At 64.9% G+C, this 19,238-nt stretch carries 3 protein-coding genes and 1 pseudogene; 1 reads left to right on the forward strand and 3 read right to left on the reverse strand.

The window, feature by feature from the left end; translation table 11 throughout:
- The first annotated feature begins 297 nt into the window (after positions 1-297).
- A complete protein-coding gene (locus tag ACQP1O_RS18005; RefSeq protein ID WP_433566908.1) occupies positions 298-16,644 on the forward strand; it encodes an amino acid adenylation domain-containing protein in 16,347 nt (5,448 codons plus the stop codon).
- 176 nt (positions 16,645-16,820) lie between these two features.
- Here the strand turns inward: ACQP1O_RS18005 and ACQP1O_RS18010 are convergent.
- From ACQP1O_RS18010 to ACQP1O_RS18020, 3 genes and pseudogenes are all read right to left on the reverse strand, one after another.
- A pseudogene (locus ACQP1O_RS18010) lies at positions 16,821-16,991 on the reverse strand (DUF5713 family protein); the annotation flags it as partial.
- The gene (locus tag ACQP1O_RS18015; RefSeq protein ID WP_433566909.1) at positions 16,915-17,655 is read right to left on the reverse strand and encodes a transposase; all 741 of its coding nucleotides are present in this window, start codon (positions 17,653-17,655) and stop codon (positions 16,915-16,917) included. The gene ACQP1O_RS18015 and the pseudogene ACQP1O_RS18010, both read right to left, overlap by 77 nt.
- 319 nt (positions 17,656-17,974) lie before the next feature.
- On the reverse strand, positions 17,975-19,111 hold the full coding sequence (locus ACQP1O_RS18020; RefSeq protein WP_433566910.1) for a Fic family protein: 1,137 nt from the start codon (positions 19,109-19,111) through the stop codon (positions 17,975-17,977).
- Positions 19,112-19,238 lie beyond the last annotated feature (127 nt).

Consider the following 19,238-nt stretch of genomic DNA (forward strand, 5'->3'; position numbering starts at 1 on the left):
GCAACCGAACCCGATGGGAGCTCCTCTGTCGCGTGTCACAGTCGGATGCTGTTCAATAACCGATACATGAACGTATCGACGCAATGAGGTATTGTTCCTCGCGCTGTGACGATGCTGCGTGAGGTCAAGGAGCATCCAACCCCGAACCGGCCACTCCTTCTGGGGAACTCGGCAGCCGGTCCAGCCCGCTTGCGTGCTTGGCGGGCGTAGCCGGGTCCAAGGCATGTGGTCGGAAATATGCTCCGCCGGTGTCGGCGTACCCGCGGGTTCGAATGTGAGAGGAAATGCGTTACTCGGATGGATAAGGTTCGTCGTACCATTCGGGGTCGTGTTCGTCGTCGGTCGGGTAGCCCGCTGTTCGTACAGTTGCTCACCGGGGCGGTCGAACGCGCGGCCGAATCGATTGCCATCAGCTATAACTTGACCGGAGAACCTGGCGATCAGCGCGAACTCACCTATCGGGAGTTGGACGAATCCTCGTCGCGTCTGGCACGCGAATTGATTCATCGGGGAGTCGGGTCCGGCGATGTTGTCGCTGTCGGGTTCACTCGATCGGTCGAGTCGCTCATGGTTGTATGGGCCATTGCCAAGACCGGCGCAGCCTATGTTCCGGTCGATCCCACCCTTCCACCGGAGCGCAGTGCATACATCGTCACCGACTCGCGGGCGGTGTTGGGACTTACCGATTCGACGCATCGGGAGCGGCTCGACACGGGGATCGAATGGCTCGAACTCGATGATCCGGTCGTCGCGTCGCGGGTCGCGGCGTGGCCGGCGCATCCGGTCTCCTATATCGACCGACTGCGTGCGCTGACCGATGAGCATCCGGCGTACGTCATCTATACCTCGGGGTCGACCGGTCGGCCGAAGGGCGTTGTGGTGACCCACGCGGGTCTGGCGTCGCTGGTTGCCACCATGCGGGAGCGCTATGCCGTGGATGGCGGCTCGCGTGTGCTGCATGTCTGTTCACCGAACTTCGACGTGTCGGTGCTGGAATTGCTGCTGGCGTTCAGCTGTGGAGCGACGCTGGTGGTATCGCCGGCATCGGTGTTCGGTGGCGCGGAACTGGCAGAGCTGGTGCGGCGAGAGCGCGTGACACACATGCTCATTACGCCGGCGGCATTGGAGACCGTGGATCCGGACGGGCTCGAGTCGCTGCGGGTCGTGGTTGTCGCGGGTGATTCGTTCGGGCCCGGGCTGGTCGAGCGGTGGGCCGTCGGGCGTTCGTTCTTCAATGGTTATGGGCCTACCGAGGCGACTATTCTTGCAACGAGTAGTGCGGAAATGACGCCCGGTGAGCCGATCACCATCGGCACGGCGGTTCCGGGTATCGGTGCGGTTGTACTGGATTCGCGACTGCGACCGGTGCCCGCCGATGTGGTTGGTGAGCTCTATCTGTCCGGGCCCGCGTTGGCGCAGGGCTACCTGGGGCGGCCGGGGCTCACCGCGGAACGGTTCGTGGCCAATCCCTTTGGCGGGACAGCGCGGATGTATCGGACCGGCGATCTGGTGCGCTGTCGGCCGGACTCTGCTCTCGAGTATGTGGGCCGCTCGGATTTTCAGGTGAAGATTCGTGGCTTCCGGATCGAGCTCGGAGAAATCGATGCCGCGCTGACTCGTCATTCCGATATCGAGTATGCGGCGACGATCGGCGCGATCGCCCCGTCCGGAGCGACTGTATTGGTCTCGTATGTTCTGCCGCGCACCGGGCTAGCTGTTGATACGGGAAGACTTGCGCGGTTTGTGGGCGACTTGTTGCCGGTCCACATGGTACCGGCCGTGATTGTCACGCTCGACTCGATTCCCTTGACCCCCAACGGAAAATTGGATCGGCTGTCCTTGCCCGATCCGGTTTTCGAGGCTGCGGCAACGCGGGATCCGATGGGCCCCGTGGAAACCCAGATCGCCGAGATCTTCACTCAGATTCTCGGAGTGCGAGTCGGCGCGGAGGACTCGTTCTTCGCCGCAGGTGGGGACAGTATTCTATCGATTCAGCTGGTGTCGCGGGCCAGAGCCGTCGGAATCGTGTTCACCCCGAAGGATGTGTTCGAGCACCGCACGGTGGCCGGGTTGGCGCGGGTCGCGGTGGTCGGTGCTGAGCCGGTGACGAGGCTCGCGGAGTTGCCGGGTGGCGGTGTCGGGGAGATTCCGCTGACGCCGGTGCTTGCGGCGCATCTGGCGGAAGGGACGTCTTTCAGCCGGTTCACCCAGCAAATGGTGCTCGCGCTGCCCGAACATATCGACCGGGCGAGTCTGGTGTCAACGCTCGGCGCAGTGCTGGACCACCATGACATGCTGCGTGCACAGCTGCGGTTCATCGACGGGCAATGGCAGCTCCAAGTGTTGCCGCCGGCGGCCGTGGATGTAGAGCTGCTGCTCACCCGGGTCGAGTTGCCAGCTGGTGTCGAGATCGACATCCTGCATGACAGCGCCAGTGCGGCACTGGATGCCGCCCTCGACTCCCTGAAACCGGCCGAGGCGCGAATGGTCGCCTTCGCCTGGCTGTCTCGCCCAGATGGTCGGGATGCGCTGATCGTTGCCGCGAATCACTATGTAATCGACGGTGTTTCGTGGCGCATTCTGATCTCGGATCTTGTGGCCACCTGGGCGCACCACGAAAGCGGGCAACGGATCGCTCTGCCCAGCGTCGGCACATCGTTCCGGCGCTGGGCACACGGTCTGGTCGGGGCTGCGCAGGGCCGAGTCGACGAGCTGCCGTACTGGCGGCAGGTGTTGGCGGTTGCCGATCCTCCCTTGGGTGTGAGGGCTTTCGACCCGGCCGTCGACACTGTGGAAACGGTGAGGCATTTCAATATCAAGGTACCGGCCGATGTCACCAATGCGGTGCTCGGCGAGTTGCAGGCGCTGTACCGAGGAGGAGTCAACGACGGCATGCTCGCCGCACTGGCACTAGCGGTGCGGTCGTGGCGCGCGAACCGAGGCATCGATGTCAAGGCAACGCGGATACGACTCGAGGGGCACGGTCGCGAGGAATCCGTCGTCCCCGATGCCGATCTGAACCGCACCGTCGGCTGGTTCACCAGCATGTATCCGGTCGCGCTCGATTTGTCCAGTATCGATGTCGCCGCCGCATGGCAAGGTGGCGAGGCGACTGCGGCAATGCTCAAAGCGGTGAAGGAGCAGCTGATCGCGGTGCCGGACAACGGCATTGGGTTCGGTATGCTGCGGTATCTCAACGCGAACACAGCGGGCGAGCTCGATGGTGCGCTCGGTCAGATCGGATTCAACTACCTTGGCCGGATTTCCGCGGGCGATGTGCCCGAGGCGCTGACCGATGGGAGTTGGCTGCCAACCTCCGCGTGGGGTGAGCCGAGGGCCGTCCAGAATCCGACGATGCCCGCGCCCGCTGTGGTGGACATCAACGCGATTGTTACCGATACCGACTGCGGTGCACAGCTTTCCGCGTCCTTCGCCTACGCTTCCGAGATTCTCGATGATGCCGCTGTCCGCGAACTCGCCGAGTACTGGGTGGCCGCACTGACCATGCTCGCCGAGCATGTGCGCTTTCCGGCGGCAGGCGGCCTGACTCCGGCGGATGTTCCGCTCGTGCGAGTCACGCAGGGGGAACTCGATTTCTGGCACCGCGAGCACCCCGGTCTCGTCGATGTTCTGCCGCTCTCGCCCTTGCAGCTCGGACTGCTGTTCTTGACGCAGGTTTCGGAACAGTCCGACCCTTACCTATTGCAGTGGGCAATGGAATTGTCCGGCGCGATCGATCTCGATCGTCTGCGGCGAGCGGCTCAGGTGATGCTGAACCGCCACGCCATCTTGCGAACCGCATTCAGATCCGCGGCCGATGGCACTCCGATCCAGATCGTGATCGAGCAGGTGGACGTACCGTGGCGGGTCATCGATACGGCGGATGCTGATCCGTCCGCACTGCTGGCCGTCGAACAACGTCTCGGATTCGATCTCGCATTCGCGCCCCTGCTTCGATTCGCGGTGTACCGCACCGAATCCGGCCGCGTCCATCTGTTGTTGACTGCGCATCACCTGCTGCTGGACGGCTGGTCGATGCCTTTGCTGATGAAGGAACTCCTGGTTTCCTACGCCGCAGATGGCGATTCGGCGATCCTGCCCAGTGTCCGGCCATATCGGGACTACATCGCTTGGTTGGCCCGGCGCGATCGGGGCGCCGCGCTGAACACGTGGCGCGAGGCACTGGCGCGGGTCACGCCGACCTGTCTGGCGGCCAGTGTGGCGTCGCCCACCCAATCGGGCTCCGGTCACGGGATCTACGTGGCCGATCTGTCGACCAACGAGACAGCACAGCTGCTGGCATTCGCCGCGTCGAACGAGGTCACAGTCAATACAGTCGTCCAGGCCGCCTGGGGCCTGGTGCTCGCGGCCTGCCTCGAGCGCGCGGATATCGTCTTCGGCACGGTGGTTTCCGGGCGTCCGCCCCAACTCGAGGGTGTCGACGGTATGGTCGGCCTGTTCGCGAACACTGTTCCGGTCCGAGTTCGGTTCGATGTCGATGAGCCGGTGTGGAAATTGCTGAGTCGGCTCCAGTCCGAGCAGGTTTCCCTGCTCGACTGCCATCATGTCGGACTCACCGAGATCCAGCGCACGGCTGGTGCCGGTGAATTGTTCGACTCCCTGCTGGCTTTCGAGTCGTATCCCGTCGACGTCGACGGGCTGCGGCATGCCTACGGCACGATCGACGGCTTGGAGATCACCGATCTGCGAGCGGTCAACTTCACCCATTATCCGGTGGCTGTCGAGGTCCAGCTGGGCTCGCAACTGCGGATCGCGGTGCAGCACAGGCGCGATCTGGTGACCACCGCCATGGCGCGGGCGCTGGGGGACCGGCTACGCCTACTGATCGGCGAATTCATCGCGGGCCCGGAGCGTACGCCAGCGGAATTGGACACTCTGTTCGTCGCGCGTAACGACTTGATCGCGCAGGCACGGTACTGGCGGACTGCGCTTGCGGGGCTGCCGGACGAAATAAACCTGCCCGCGGATCACCCGAGGCATAGGGAAGCCTCAACCGTGCCGATCGGTCGCGTCTCATTCGAGATCGGCGCAGCACTGAACCGGCATGTGCGGGAACTCGTGCAGGATTGGGACACAACCGTTTTCGCCGTTGCGCATTCGGCCTTCGCGCTGTTCCTCGCACGGCTGTCCGGTACGGACGATATCGCGATAGGCACCCCGGTCGCCGCCGATGGATCCGCGAATACGCTGGTATTGCGCACGAAGGTGCAGTGCGGCGCCTCCTTCGAGGACTTGCACGCGAACGCGAAAGACATCGCCCTGCAGGCATTCGCGCGAGCAGACGTGCCTTTCGACGGACCGGCCCAGTCGATGCTTTCGGTCGGAAACCGGTTCCCCGTCGAGGTCCAGCGCTCCGACCTGCACCTCCATATCCAGGAGGACCTCGGTACAGCGGAATTCGCCTTCGCTACCGATCTCTTCGATCTGCGCAGCATCGAGGTCTTCGCCGACCGACTCCGCCGACTACTGGCGGCCGCCGTCCAGCGACCTGAGCAGCCCATCGGGGATCTGCCACTGCTCGCCGACGATGAGCTGGCATTGCTGACCCGCGTGCACGGCGACGACGTAATGGCCACGGGGCTGCTCCCCGACCTTCTGACCCGAGGCGTCGATCTGGGCCGCGATCGCGTCGCCGTCCGATACCGCGGCCGCTCGATCAGCTACGGTGAACTCGATACGCGCAGTTCGCAATTGGCCCGTGCGCTGATCGAACGGGGCATCGGCCCGGAGGACCTGGTGGCCGTCGCACTGCCGCGCTCCTACGAGATGGTGCTGGCAGTGCTGGCCATCGCGAAAGCCGGTGGCGCTCATGTTCCGATCGATCCCGGATACCCCGCCGAACGAATCCGGCACATGGTGGCCGACTCGGGCGCCATGCTGGGTATCACCAACTCGGCATACACCGACCAAGTGCCGGACGGGCCCCACTGGCTGCTGCTCGACGATTCCACGACCGAGAAGTGCTGCGATACGCAACTCACCACACCGATTACCGATGCGGATCGCCGTGCGCCGCTGCGGTTCCAGCACCCTGCGTACGTCATCTACACATCCGGTTCGACAGGTGTCCCGAAGGGCGTCACCGTCACCCACAGCGGCCTGGGCGGCCTCCTGAACGAAGCTGTCCGCCACTACCGACTCGAACCGCACCACCGCTTGCTGCACATCTGTTCTCCCAGCTTCGATCCCTCGGTACTGGAATGGCTGTGCGCGTTCTCCGTCGGAGCGACGCTGGTGATCACGCCGCCGTCGACCGTGGGCGGCGCGGAACTCGCCGACCTGCTGCGCACCGAAGCCGTCACGCACGCCATCATCACCCCCGCGGTGCTCGGCACCGTCGACCCGGCCGGCCTCGATGCGATCGAGGTCGTCTCCGTCGGCGGCGATGTGACGACCCCGGAACTGCTGGCCCGCTGGCAGCCGGGGCGCAGCTACTTCAATGCCTACGGGCCAACCGAGACGACCATCATCTCGTCATACGCGGAATTGACTGCCGGGCAGCGGATTACGGTCGGGACGCCCGTGCATGGCATGTCCGCGCTCGTCTTGGACGCACGACTGAACCCGGTGCCACCCGGTGTCGCGGGGGAACTGTATCTGGCCGGCGGCGGGTTGGCCCGCGGCTACTGGAACCGGTCCGGATTGACCGCGGAACGTTTCGTCGCCGATCCGTGGGGCCCACCGGGTTCGCGTATGTACCGCACCGGCGACGTCATGCGCTGGTATGCCGCACCCGGTGAGCGGGCCGGGAATGTCGCTGTGCCGTCGGCACATTGGCAACTCGACTATGTGGGGCGCACCGACGCGCAGGTGAAGGTGCGCGGCTTCCGTGTCGAACTCGGCGAAATCGATGCGGTCCTGAGCGGACATGACGATGTCGACTTCACGGTCACGCTCGGGCGCACGCTGCCATCCGGATCGACGGCACTTGTTTCCTATGTACGTGCGACACCCGGCAGTACCGTTGACACGGGCCGGCTCGCCGAGTACGCAACCGACATCCTGCCTGCGCATATGATGCCGTCGGCGATAGTCGTAGTCGATGAGCTGCCGCTCACCCCCAATGGCAAACTCGATCGAAAAGCCTTGCCGGAGCCGACTTTCGCGACCACGGTGGCACGTGCCCCGCAGGGACCGGTCGAAGCGCGACTGGCCGAGTTGTTCGCCGAGGTACTCGGGGTGGCAGCGGTAGGGGTCAGCGATTCGTTCTTCGCTATCGGCGGCGACAGCATCATGTCGATCCAGCTGGTGTCGCGAGCCAAGGCGGACGGGATTGTCTTCACCGCGCGCGATGTATTCGAGCAGCGGACGGTGGCCGCGCTGGCACGGGTAGCCGTCGTGGGCGGCGATGTGACGCCAATGATGCTGGCGGAGTTGCCTGGAGGCAGTGTCGGTGAGATTCCGCTGACGCCGGTGCTTGCCGAATTCCTCGCCGAGGGTTCCTCGGACAGGTTCGCCCAGGCGATGGTGTTGGCGTTGCCCGAGCGTCTCGATCGTCCGGGGTTGGTCGCGACGATCGCGGCTGTACTCGATCGGCACGAGGTGCTGCATTCCCGAGTGCGGCAGGACGCGGGTCGGTGGCGGTTCGAGGGGTTGTCGCGCGCTGCGGTCGATGCCGGGGCGCTGGTGGCCGAGGTCGAGGTCCCTGCCGGAACAGGCGGCCCTGAGCTCGCTCTGATCGGTAGTGCCGCAGTCGATTCCACACTGGGTATGTTGGATCCTGCGGGTGGCAGGATGATCGCCTTCACCTGGTTGCGTCGGCCCGACGCGCGCGATGTGCTCGTTGCGACCGCACATCACTATGTGATCGACGGTGTGTCGTGGCGGATCCTGATTTCTGATCTGGCCGTGGCGTGGGCGCAACACTCTGCCGGGCAGCAGATCGTGCTGCCACCGGGCGGTACTTCCTTCCGGCGCTGGGCACACGGCCTCGCAGAAGCGGCCGCTGAGCGTTCCGATGAGGTCGGCTACTGGAAGCGCGTGCTGGCCACGCCTGATCCGCTGCTGGGCACGCGTGCCCTGGACCGCGCCGTCGACACCCATTCGTCCATGCGGTCGATCGCGGTTACGGTGCCCGTCGAGGTCACCGAGGCAATGCTCACGACGGTGCCCGCGCTGTATCGCGGTGGCGTCAATGACGGACTGCTCGCGGCCCTCGCGCTGGCGGTGCGTGGCTGGCGGGCACGGCGTGGTATCGATGCGGCGGTCACCCGGATACGACTGGAGAGCCACGGACGCGAGGAAACCGTTGTGCCAGGGGCGGATCTGACGCGCACCCTGGGCTGGTTCACCAGCGTCCATCCTGTCGCGATCGATCTGTCCGGGACCTCGGCCGACCTCTCCGATTGCGAAGCCTTGGCGAACGTGCTGAAGTCGGTCAAGGAGCAGCTACTCGCGGTGCCGGACAAGGGCATGGGGTTCGGCATGCTGCGCCACCACCCGGGAACCGCTGACCTGCTCACGGGCGATATCGGGCAGATCGGCTTCAACTATCTCGGTCGCGCGTCCGCGGGTGTGCCCGCCGACCTCGCCGACGAGAGCTGGTTGCCGACCGCTGATCTGGGCGAACTCGATTTCGAATACGACCCGACCATGCCCGTCGGCACGGTCATCGACATCAACGCGATCGCCGCCGACACCGCTGACGGTCCCCGGTTGGAACTGAGCCTCGGCTACGCGAGCGAGATCCTCGACGAGGCGGCCGTCCAGGAACTGGCCGCCGACTTCTCGGCCGCGCTCACCGCGCTCGCCGATCACACGGGCCATCCCGCGGCAGGCGGGTTGACCCCGTCGGATGTGCCGTTGGTCCGGGTCACCCAGACCGAGTTGGATCGCTGGCGGCGAGGCTATCCCGCGCTGTCTGATGTGCTGCCCCTCTCGCCGCTACAGGACTCGCTGCGCGTGCTGATGGAGCTGCTGGACCAGTCCGTTGACGCGTACATCATCCAGTTGGCCGCGCAACTGACGGGCGATCTGGACACCGAACGACTGCGCCGGGCCGCGCGGGGCATGCTGGACCGGCACGCGAATCTGCGCTCCGCCTTCGTCCCTGCGGACGACGGAACCCCGGTGCAACTGGTGATCGACGACGCCGAGATGCCGGTGCGAATCGTCGAGGGCGTATCCGAAGCGGAGCTGCCGCGACTGCTGACCGCCGAGCAACACCTCCGATTCGATCCCACGGTGGTGCCGCTGCTGCGACTTACGGTGTACCACACCGATTCCGGACGTATCCATCTCGTTCTGACCGGCCACCACATTCTGCTCGATGGCTGGTCGATGCCGTTGCTGCTGAAGGAGCTGCTGGTTCTGTACGCGACCGGTGGCGATGCTTCGGTACTGCCTCCCGTCCGACCGTATCGCGACTACCTGCGGTGGCTTTCGCGTCAGGACGAGGACGCCGCGACCCGGGCGTGGTCGACTGTCTTGGCGGACGCCGCACCGACCATGCTCGCGCCCGAACTCACCTGGCCCGCCGCATCCGGTCATGGATTCGGCCGCTGCGAGTTCGAGTTGTCCACGGCCGAGACCACGGCACTCACGGAGTACGCGGCCGCGGTCGAGGTGACCGCCAATACGGTGATCCAGGCGGCGTGGGGTCTGGCCATCGCGGGGAGTACCGTACGAGACGATGTCGTCTTCGGTGCGACGATTTCCGGCAGGCCCGCGCAACTCGACGGAATCGGCGAGATGATCGGCCTTTTCGTGGATGCCATCCCTGTGCGGATCCGATTCGGCCGAGATACGACGGTGCGAACACTCGTGGACCGACTGCAAGCCGAGCAGGCGTCACTGCTGGATCATCACCACCTCGGACTCGGTGCCATCCAGCGCGTCGTGGGCCAGGGTGAGCTGTTCGACACCATGCTGGTGTTCGAGTCGTACCCGGTTGATGCCGAGGGGCTACAGCGGGCCAGCGGTGCGCTCGACGGATTGCGGATCGACGGGGCGCGCGCCGACGACTTCACGCACTATCCGATCACCGTCATGGTTTTCCCGAACCCTCGCATGCTGGTGCAGGTGAAGTTTCGGCGGGACATGGTCGCCGAGGAGACCGCGCAGGCGGTCACCGATCGGCTACGTCGGGTGCTCGGCGAAATTGTCACGGCACCGGACCATCCCGCGGCCGCGCTCGCGGTGCGGCTCGACGCAGAGTCCGATGACTCGATCACCCGGTCCCGGTACTGGCGCACCGCATTGGCGGGACTGCCCGACAGGCTGGAACTGCCGATAGATCGGACACGTCCCGGACTTCGGCCGGATTCGCGTGGGCTAGTGGCGTTCTCGGTGTCCGACGATGTGCATCGGGGTCTGCGCGGCGTAGCGGACACAGCGGGCGTGACCTGGACCGCATTGGTACGTACGGCATTGGCGGTGCTGCTCGCTCGCCTGTCCGGCACCGGCGACATCGCGATCGGCACACCGGTGCCGGGTCGCGATCGGGCCGAGCTTGTGCTGCGGACCCCTACGGACCTCCGCGCACGGTTCATCTCCCTTCTGCCCGAAGCGCATCAGATCGAACTGCGGGGATTCGCGCACGCGGGGATTCCGTTCGAGGAACTGGTCGAGCTATCGGGAGCGCGGCGGTCGCCGGATCGGCACCCGCTGTTCCAAGTGGCGCTCTCGTTCGACAGCCCAGCGGATGTCGTCGGAGATGTGGCACTGGCCCTGCGGGCCACCGGTGGTGACTCCGCCGAACTACATGGCGAGATGTCCTTCTCGAGTCGCCTTTTCGACGAGCGCGGCGCGACTGTCTTCGTCCAGCGGTTCCTTCGGATACTGGCGGCGGTGGCGGACCGTCCCGAAACGCGGGTCGGCGAGCTCCCGCTGCTGGCCGACGGCGAATACCAGCGCCTGACTCGAATGGGCGGCGGTGTCCCGGCTATCGTCGGTATCCTGCCCGATCTGCTCACCCGAGGAGTCGCCTTCGGACGGGACCGCGTTGCCGTACGTGACGCCGGGCGGAGTTACACCTACGGCGAGCTCGACGAGCACTCCTCCAGACTGGCGCGGGTACTGATCGACCGCGGCGTCGCGCCCGAAACCGTGGTGGCGCTCGCGATGCGACGTTCCTACTCGATGGTGGCGGCGATATGGGCGGTCGCCAAGGCCGGCGGCGCGTATCTGCCGGTCGATCCGACCTATCCGCTGGATCGGGTGCGGTACATGCTCGACGATTCGGCTGCGGCGATTGGTATCACGGTAACCGAGCAGATGGGTGGCCTGCCCGACACGGTCGATTGGCTGGCATTGGACGATCCTGCGGTGTCGGCGCGCTGCGCCGCTCAGTCGGCGGACCCCGTGACGGACCGGGATCGTCGTGGGCCACTGCATTTCTCGCATCAGGCTTATGTCATCTACACGTCCGGGTCGACAGGAATGCCCAAGGGCGTCACACTCACCCACGCCGGGCTCGGGGGGCTCGTGGGCCACTCGGTCGACATCCTGCGGCTGGAACCAGAATCGCGCATGCTGCATGTGTGCTCGCCGAGTTTCGACCAATCGGTCGAGGAAATCGCCACCGCTTGCTACAGCGGCGCCACCCTGGTCATCGTGAACCCGGAGATCGTCGGCGGCGACGAACTGCATGAACTGCTGCGGACCGAACAGGTCACACACACGATCATCACTCCCGCGCTGCTCGGTACCGTAGATCCGTCCGGCCTGGACGACCTCGAGGTGGTCTCCGCGGGCGGCGAAGCCACAACGCCCGAACTCCTGGCCAGATGGCAGCCGGGGCGTCGGTTCATCAACGGCTATGGCCCGACCGAGGCGACTGTCGGCGCCACCTATACGACTCTGCTCGCGGGACAACGGGTATCGATCGGTGCCCCGGTACCGGGCACGTGGGCGGTGGTGCTCGACAGCAGGCTGAATCCGGTTCCCTCGGGCGTCGTGGGTGAGCTGTATCTGTCGGGGCCGGCACTCGCGCGCGGCTATCACCGGCGTGTCGGGGCGACAGCGGAACGGTTCGTCGCGAATCCCTGGGGGCCGCCCGGGGATCGCATGTACCGCACCGGCGATCTGGTTCGGTGGGTCGGCGTGCCGACCTCCGGGCCGCTCGGCGGCGAACTGGAGTATGTGGGCCGCATGGACTTCCAGGTGAAGATCCGCGGGTTCCGCATCGAACTCGGTGAGATCGACGCTGTGCTCTCCGCGTATCCCGGGGTCGACCACGCAGTCACAATCGGCCGCGAAAACCACAGCGGGGCAGCCATATTGGTGTCGTATGTGGTGGGTCGCGCGCTCGATTCCAATGAGTTGATCCAGTGGGCCGAACGGTCTCTGCCGTCGCATATGGTGCCCGTGTCGGTCGTGGTGCTCGACGAGGTTCCGCTGACTGCCGTCGGCAAGCTCGACCGGAACGCGCTCCCCGCACCCGAACTCGTGGCTCGCCCGCATCGGGAGCCGTCGACACCGGCTGAACGTATCGTGGCAGCCGTCTATGCTGAGGTGCTGGGTCTGGAACGAGTCGGGGCGGACGACAACTTCTTCGAGCTCGGCGGCAATTCTCTGCTCGCCACGCGGGTGACCGCTCGCCTCGGGATGGCACTGGATACCCAGGTGCCGGTGCGTGCGTTGTTCACCGCCCCCGCCGTTGCGGGATTGGCCACGGCGCTAGCGAAACTCACGGGTGTCCCGACCCGTCCGGCTCTGATGGCGGGCGAACGACCTGCACAGGTTCCGCTGTCGCCCGCCCAACAGCGGATGTGGTTCCTCAACCGGTTCGACACCGAGTCGGCCGCCTACAACATTCCCATCGCAATACGACTGACCGGTGCGCTGGATGCCGAGGCGATGCGGCAGGCTTTCACCGATCTCGTTGTGCGACACGAGATCCTGCGTACGATCTACCCGCAGCACGAAGCAGGTCCGGTGCAAGTCATCCTGTCGCCCACGGACCCCGAAGTACCACGACTCCAGCTGATAGTCGCCCACGCGGACGAGGTGGAATCGGCCGTAGCGGCACTGGCATCGACCAGGTTCGACGTCACCGCCGAGGTTCCACTGCGGGCAGCGCTGTGGCAGGTCGCCGACGGCGAATTCGTCCTGGCCATGGTCGTCCATCACATCTGCGGTGACGGTTTCTCGGGTGGTCCGCTCACCCGAGATCTGGTGTCGGCATACGTCGCTCGCGTCGAGGGACTGGCTCCCGCCTGGTCGCCACTGCCCGTGCAATACGCGGACTACGCGCTGTGGCAGCGCGCCATGCTCGGCAGTGCGGATCAGTCGGGGTCACTGGCCGCCGAGCAGATCGCCTACTGGCGTCATGCGCTCGCCGACCTGCCAGATCAGCTGGAACTGCCGCGCGACCGGCCGCGTCCGCCGGTCCAGTCGTTCACCGGCGGCCAAGTCGACCTGCACATCGATGCGCGCACCCATGCGGCGTTGGTGGAGTTGGCTCGGGCGCAGGGCGCGACCCTGTTCATGGTGGTGCACACCGCATACGCGATCCTGTTGGCACGGTTGTCGGGAACCGCTGATATCGCCGTCGGCACGCCGATAGCTGGTCGCGGTGCAGCCGAGCTGGACGATCTCATCGGCATGTTCGTCAATACGCTGGTGTTCCGCACCCGGGTCGATGCGGGTGCGGATTTCACCGATTTGCTCGCGCGGCAGCGTGATGCCGATATCCAAGCCTTCGCTCACGCCGACGTACCGTTCGAGCAGTTGGTCGAAGCGCTGAATCCGGTGCGTTCGACGGCGTGGCATCCGCTGTTCCAGGTGGGTCTGTCGTTCCAGAATCTGGCTCCGGTGAGCATGGAATTGCCTGGCCTCACCATGAAGGGATTGTCGACGGATCGGCAGTTGTCGCAGTTTGATCTACATCTGATCGTGGCAGACGGCTATGACAGAAAGGGAACACCGACGGGTATCGGCGGTGTCCTCACCTACGCCACAGATCTCTTCGACGAGTCGACGGTGTGGGGATTCGCGGACCGGTTCGTGCGCGTGCTGAATGCCGTGATCGCCGATCCCGAGGTACCAGTTGGAGCGATCGACCTGCTCGCGCCGGAGGAGAGTGCGCGAATTCTCCTGGAGTGGAACGACACCGCGCACCCGCTCGCTGCTGCCACATTGGTGTCGTTGCTCGACACGACGGTCGCCGCGACGCCCAACGCCGTCGCCCTCGTCGCGGCCGATGGCACCCGCTTCACGTACGCGGATGTGGACGCACAGGTGAATCGCCTCGCGCGACAGCTCATCGCCCTCGGTGTGGGTCCCGAATCCCGCGTGGCGGTTGCCCTTCGGCGTTCGGTGGACCTGGTTGTCGCCATGTACGCGGTGAGCAAGGCCGGTGGCGCGTACGTGCCGGTGGAGCCCGATCAGCCCGCGTGGCGATCCGACCACATTCTGGAAACAGCGGCACCGATCTGTGTACTGACCGATACCGCGACGGATTTCGTCACCTCCGCCGCGCCGATCGTGCATGTGGACCGGCTGCATCTGTCGGGTCTGAGCTCCGCCCCGATCACCGACGACGACCGCATCGTGCCATTGCGTGCGGAGCATGCGGCGTACGTGGTCTTCACGTCGGGGTCCACCGGCCGCCCGAAGGGTGTCACAGTCTCGCATGGCGCGATCGTGAATCAGTTGCTTTGGAAGACAGCGGAATTCGGACTGTCCAGCGACGACTCGGTATTGCTCAAGACAGCGGCGACCTTCGACCTGTCGGTGTGGGAATTCTGGTCCGCGGTGGCTTGCGGCGGCCGCCTGGTGATCGCCGCGTCGGACGGGCACCGCGACCCCGCGTATTTGAACGCCCTGATGTCCCGTGAGGGTGTGACCACCCTGCACGCGGTGCCGTCGATGCTCGACGCATTGCTGACCGACCAGCTACCGGACTCGTTACGCCGCATCCTCGCCATCGGTGAAACACTGCCCGCCGCGATGGCGCGCCGACTTGCCGAGGCGGCGCCGCAGACAGCGCTGTTCAACCTGTACGGCCCGACCGAGGCCGCGGTATCGATTACCAGCCACCGGGTGGCCGACATCGATGCGACGTCCGTGCCGATCGGCGAACCGGTCTGGAACAGTCAGGTATTCGTCCTGGATTCGCGCCTGATGCCGGTGCCGCTCGGCGTCCCGGGTGAGCTATACCTGGCCGGTGCCCAATTGGCACGCGGCTACTTCGGCCGTGCCGGCCTGACAGCCGAGCGTTTCGTCGCCAACCCGTTCCAGCCCGGCACCCGCATGTACCGCACCGGTGACGTCGTCGCATGGAATGCCAATGGCGAGCTCGACTATCGCGGCCGCACCGATTTCCAGGTGAAGATCCGCGGCTTCCGCATCGAACCCGGCGAGATCGACGCGGTCCTGGCCACCCACGCCGACGTGGAATTCGCTGTTACGGTCGGCAGGACAAATCACACCGGTGCAACGGTTCTCGTGTCATATGTCGTGGCTGTCCACAACAGCGGGGTCGAACCGGACCGCCTGATCAAATGGGCCGCACGAGCTTTGCCCTCACACATGGTGCCCACCGACATCGTCGTCCTCGACAGCGTCCCCCTGAACTCGGTCGGCAAAGTGGACCGCGCAGCTCTCCCCGCACCAGAACTCGCACCCCGCACCTACCGCGCCCCCACCACTGCTCTCGAAACCGCAATCTGCGAGATCTTCGCCGCAGTCCTCGGCCTGGACCGAATCGGTCTGGACGACAACTTCTTTGAACTAGGCGGGAACTCCCTTCTCGCGACCAAACTGGTCGCCCAACTGACCGAAGCAGTAGCCGAACAAGTCCCCGTTATGTGGGCCTTCACCGCGCCCACCCCGGCAGCCATCCTGGCCGAGCTACGCACCCGCGGCTCCGAAACCGAAGGTCCCGACGCGGCGTTCGACATCCTCCTACCCCTGCGTCCCCGCCACCCCGATATCCCCGCCAACCCGCTCTTCTGCATCCACCCCATCGGCGGAATAGCCTGGTCCTTCGCTGGTCTGGCCGCTCACCTGCCCCCCAACCGCCCGATCTACGGTCTCCAATCCCCGGTTCTGAGTTCTTGTGCCCCACTGCCGGATTCGATCGAGGACTGGGCCTACTTCTACATCGAACAGATCCGCACGGTCCAACCTGAAGGCCCCTACCATCTGCTCGGTTGGTCCCTGGGCGGCGTGCTAGCCCACGCCATGGCCGTACAACTCCAAGACACAGGCGAAGAGGTTGCACTACTTGCGATGCTCGACAGCCGCCTACACGACTCCGCTGCCGAGCCCGCCGCCATCCCGGAGGTGACAGTGATAGACCTCATCGGCGGACTGCTGGGCGACCAGTCCGTCGAACTCGGCCTCGAAATATCCATCGACCTCGCACAGCTCCCGCGGCAACTAGCCGCTCTTCCCGAACCGTTCGCCTCCATCGGAACGGCTCGCATCGAACGAGTCGTGAACGCCGCCGCCACCTCGGCATCCCTCGATGCGGTGTACCGCCCACGTTCGTTCGACGGCGACATCGTCTACTTCACTGCGGCCCAGGACGACCCGACGGGAAGCGCGAATGCAGACACCTGGCTACCCGCAGTGACAGGTTCCGTTCTCAACCACCCGGTGCCCGTCACGCACTGGCAGATGACCTCGGACATTGCCCTCGGATACATCGCGGAGGTGGTCGGCGAGTGGCTGTGACGGACGATCACCTCCATGTACAGATGTCGTGTCAGCCGGCTGAATCGTCGAGAAAGCCGCCGATCAGGTCGGTAGGCTCGGTCTACCACTCGCGGGTAGCGATGAGCATCTCCACGGAAGCCGCAGGCTTGCGTGATGAAGTAGAAGTCCTCGGCGATGAACTCGCGCGCGGTTGTCTCGATCGCGCTGCCCGCCTCGTCGAACTCGGCTTCGAGGGCATTGAAGTCTTCAGCGGCCGCGTGTGTGAGCACATACAGTGCATCCAGGCTCTCAGGCTGCTCGGCCTGGATGCGCGCGTGCAATGCGGGCAGGATCGCCATAGGGGTCAACCGTGAGTGGTGGGGCATTCCTATCGCGGCGTTGCACGCCGGGGCCCAGCACGTCGTGGTGACTAGGTATCCGATCGAGGATCGGTATGCGCGAGTTGTCGATCGTGATCTGCTGCGACTTCTTTCCGACCCCACCATCGACCCCTGGGTCGCGGTAGGGAACGTCCAGCGAGAACTGCTGGATGGCTGGCGCTCGGGAAGAGATGTCCAGCCGCTCACATGGCAGGCATATAGCTATGTTGGCCTCGGCAATGCAGGAGGCATCGACCTGCGGTGAGGCACTGCAGATTCCGTTGACCCTGGCCACGGTCGCAGGGCGATGGAGGGACCACTCGCCACACGATCTCGGCGGGCTCGTAACAACGCCGTAGGTCTCGATTCCGGCCGGGCCGCTGCAATCGTCCGTCCAATCCCTGACCGATTTTCCCAGGAAGCGGTTCTCTTCCTCCAGCTCCCGGACCCGGCGCTCCAATTCCTTCAACCGGGCACGTTCCGGCAACGACAACCCGGTATCCGCTGCGGAGTGAGTGCGCTGGAACTGTTTCACCCAGTTCCGGATCGTCTGATCGGTTACCCCGCAATCGCGCGCGACATCGGCGACCGGCCGAGACTTCTCGACCACCTCGCGTGCCGCTGTTTCCCGGAACTCCGGGCTGAACTGACGCGACTTCTTCTGTGCCACAAACAACTCTGTTCAGTTACCCAAATCCTACTTTGGATCGCTGTCCGAAGAAGTTCCGGCACCTCAAGGATCGAGTTCGGTGTCGGACCGTGAGCGTGAATGGCTCCGGCCGCAGCGTGCCACTCTCGTACATTCGCAGCACACCGGCGCCGTCCACCGTGTAGCCCGCTTTGGTCACGAGGCGTGTTGTGATTCTGGTTGAATGACCCTGCTCGCGGTGGTCGGAAACCTGCCGTGGAGAAGCGATGAGAACCTGTTGAATGCACCTGTGCCCGACAGACAGAGAGGTCGTAGCTGCGAACGGTACAGCCCCGGCGCGCTATTGCGCGTAGGGATCTTCGAGTGTCGTTGGAGTACTTGCGATATCCAATGCGGCCTCTGGGTAGGCAGCACCGGCGGTATAGAAGCGGGCACGGGTCTTGCCGACCGGTTCGAGTACCTGAAGCGCGACGAGGTCGCGTAGATCGCGTTGCGCTTGTTGGACACTCAGTCCCTCCGATTGTTCGTAGCGGGTCCGGCGAACCCTGCCGGACATCGCGACGTCATGTAGCGCGCTGATGACGCGTTCGTCCATACGGATGCCCTCGACGTATTCTTCGAGCTTCGCCCACACCGTCCCCGACCGAACCCAACGGGCGTGCACGGTTTGCGCTTGCTGGTGGTAGGCGGTCAGATTGAACCGAATCCATTCGGACACATCCTGGTCCGGCCGAAAGGTGCTGCCGTGGCGGCCGAGGACCTGGTAGTACTCCCAGGTGTTTCCGGGCCTGCCGAGCCAGGATTCGATCGATGAAAACTCCGGGGCGAGGACGCCTTCGCGGGCGATCATCAGTGTTTGTAGCGACCGGGACATGCGTCCATTGCCGTCGGCCCAGGGGTGGACCGAGACAAGGTGCAGGTGCGCCATCGCGGCGCGCACGAGCGGGTGCGTCTCATCACCGGCATTGAGCCAGTCGACGAGTTCTCCAATCAAAGTCGGCACTTGATCGGCGTCAGGGGCGGTGTAGGCGGCGATGCTCGGATCGCGGGCGTCGGTGACGTACACAGGTCCAGTTCGCCACTGCCCCGCGGGACGGCGTTCCGTGTGCCGATGCCCTTGCAGCATCCAGTGCAGCGCGTTGAGAAAGCCCTTGCTGTAGGCGAAGTCGTCAACGTTGTGCAGCGTTTGCAGGTAGGTCATCATCCGCTCGTAGGCGAGGGTCTCGGCCTTGTTCTCCTCGGAGACCTCGACGTCGCGTTCTCCTGCGATCAGGTCTTCTACGTCGACAGTGGAGACCTTGAAGCCCTCGATGGAGTTCGATGCGGCTACCGCATCTGCGGTCAGGAACTTCCGGAAACCGCCTGCCCACTTTCCAGGTTTGGCCTGCAGTTCGTGACGTAGTTCGCCGCGCATACGGTCGACGTCGGCGAGGACGCGATCGTCTGCGGCGGTCAGCGCGGGCGTGGGGAACAGCATGACGCGACAATATAATGACGTAATTATTGCGTCAAGTGGATCGCGGAGATGATCGCAGGTCGGAGCTGGTCCATGCGACGGTGCGCTTTCCGGATCTTGCCGAGGAAACCACTACGTTCTACCTGGT

Source organism: Nocardia sp. CA-151230 (assembly GCF_050942175.1).
Taxonomy (GTDB): Bacteria; Actinomycetota; Actinomycetes; order Mycobacteriales; family Mycobacteriaceae; genus Nocardia.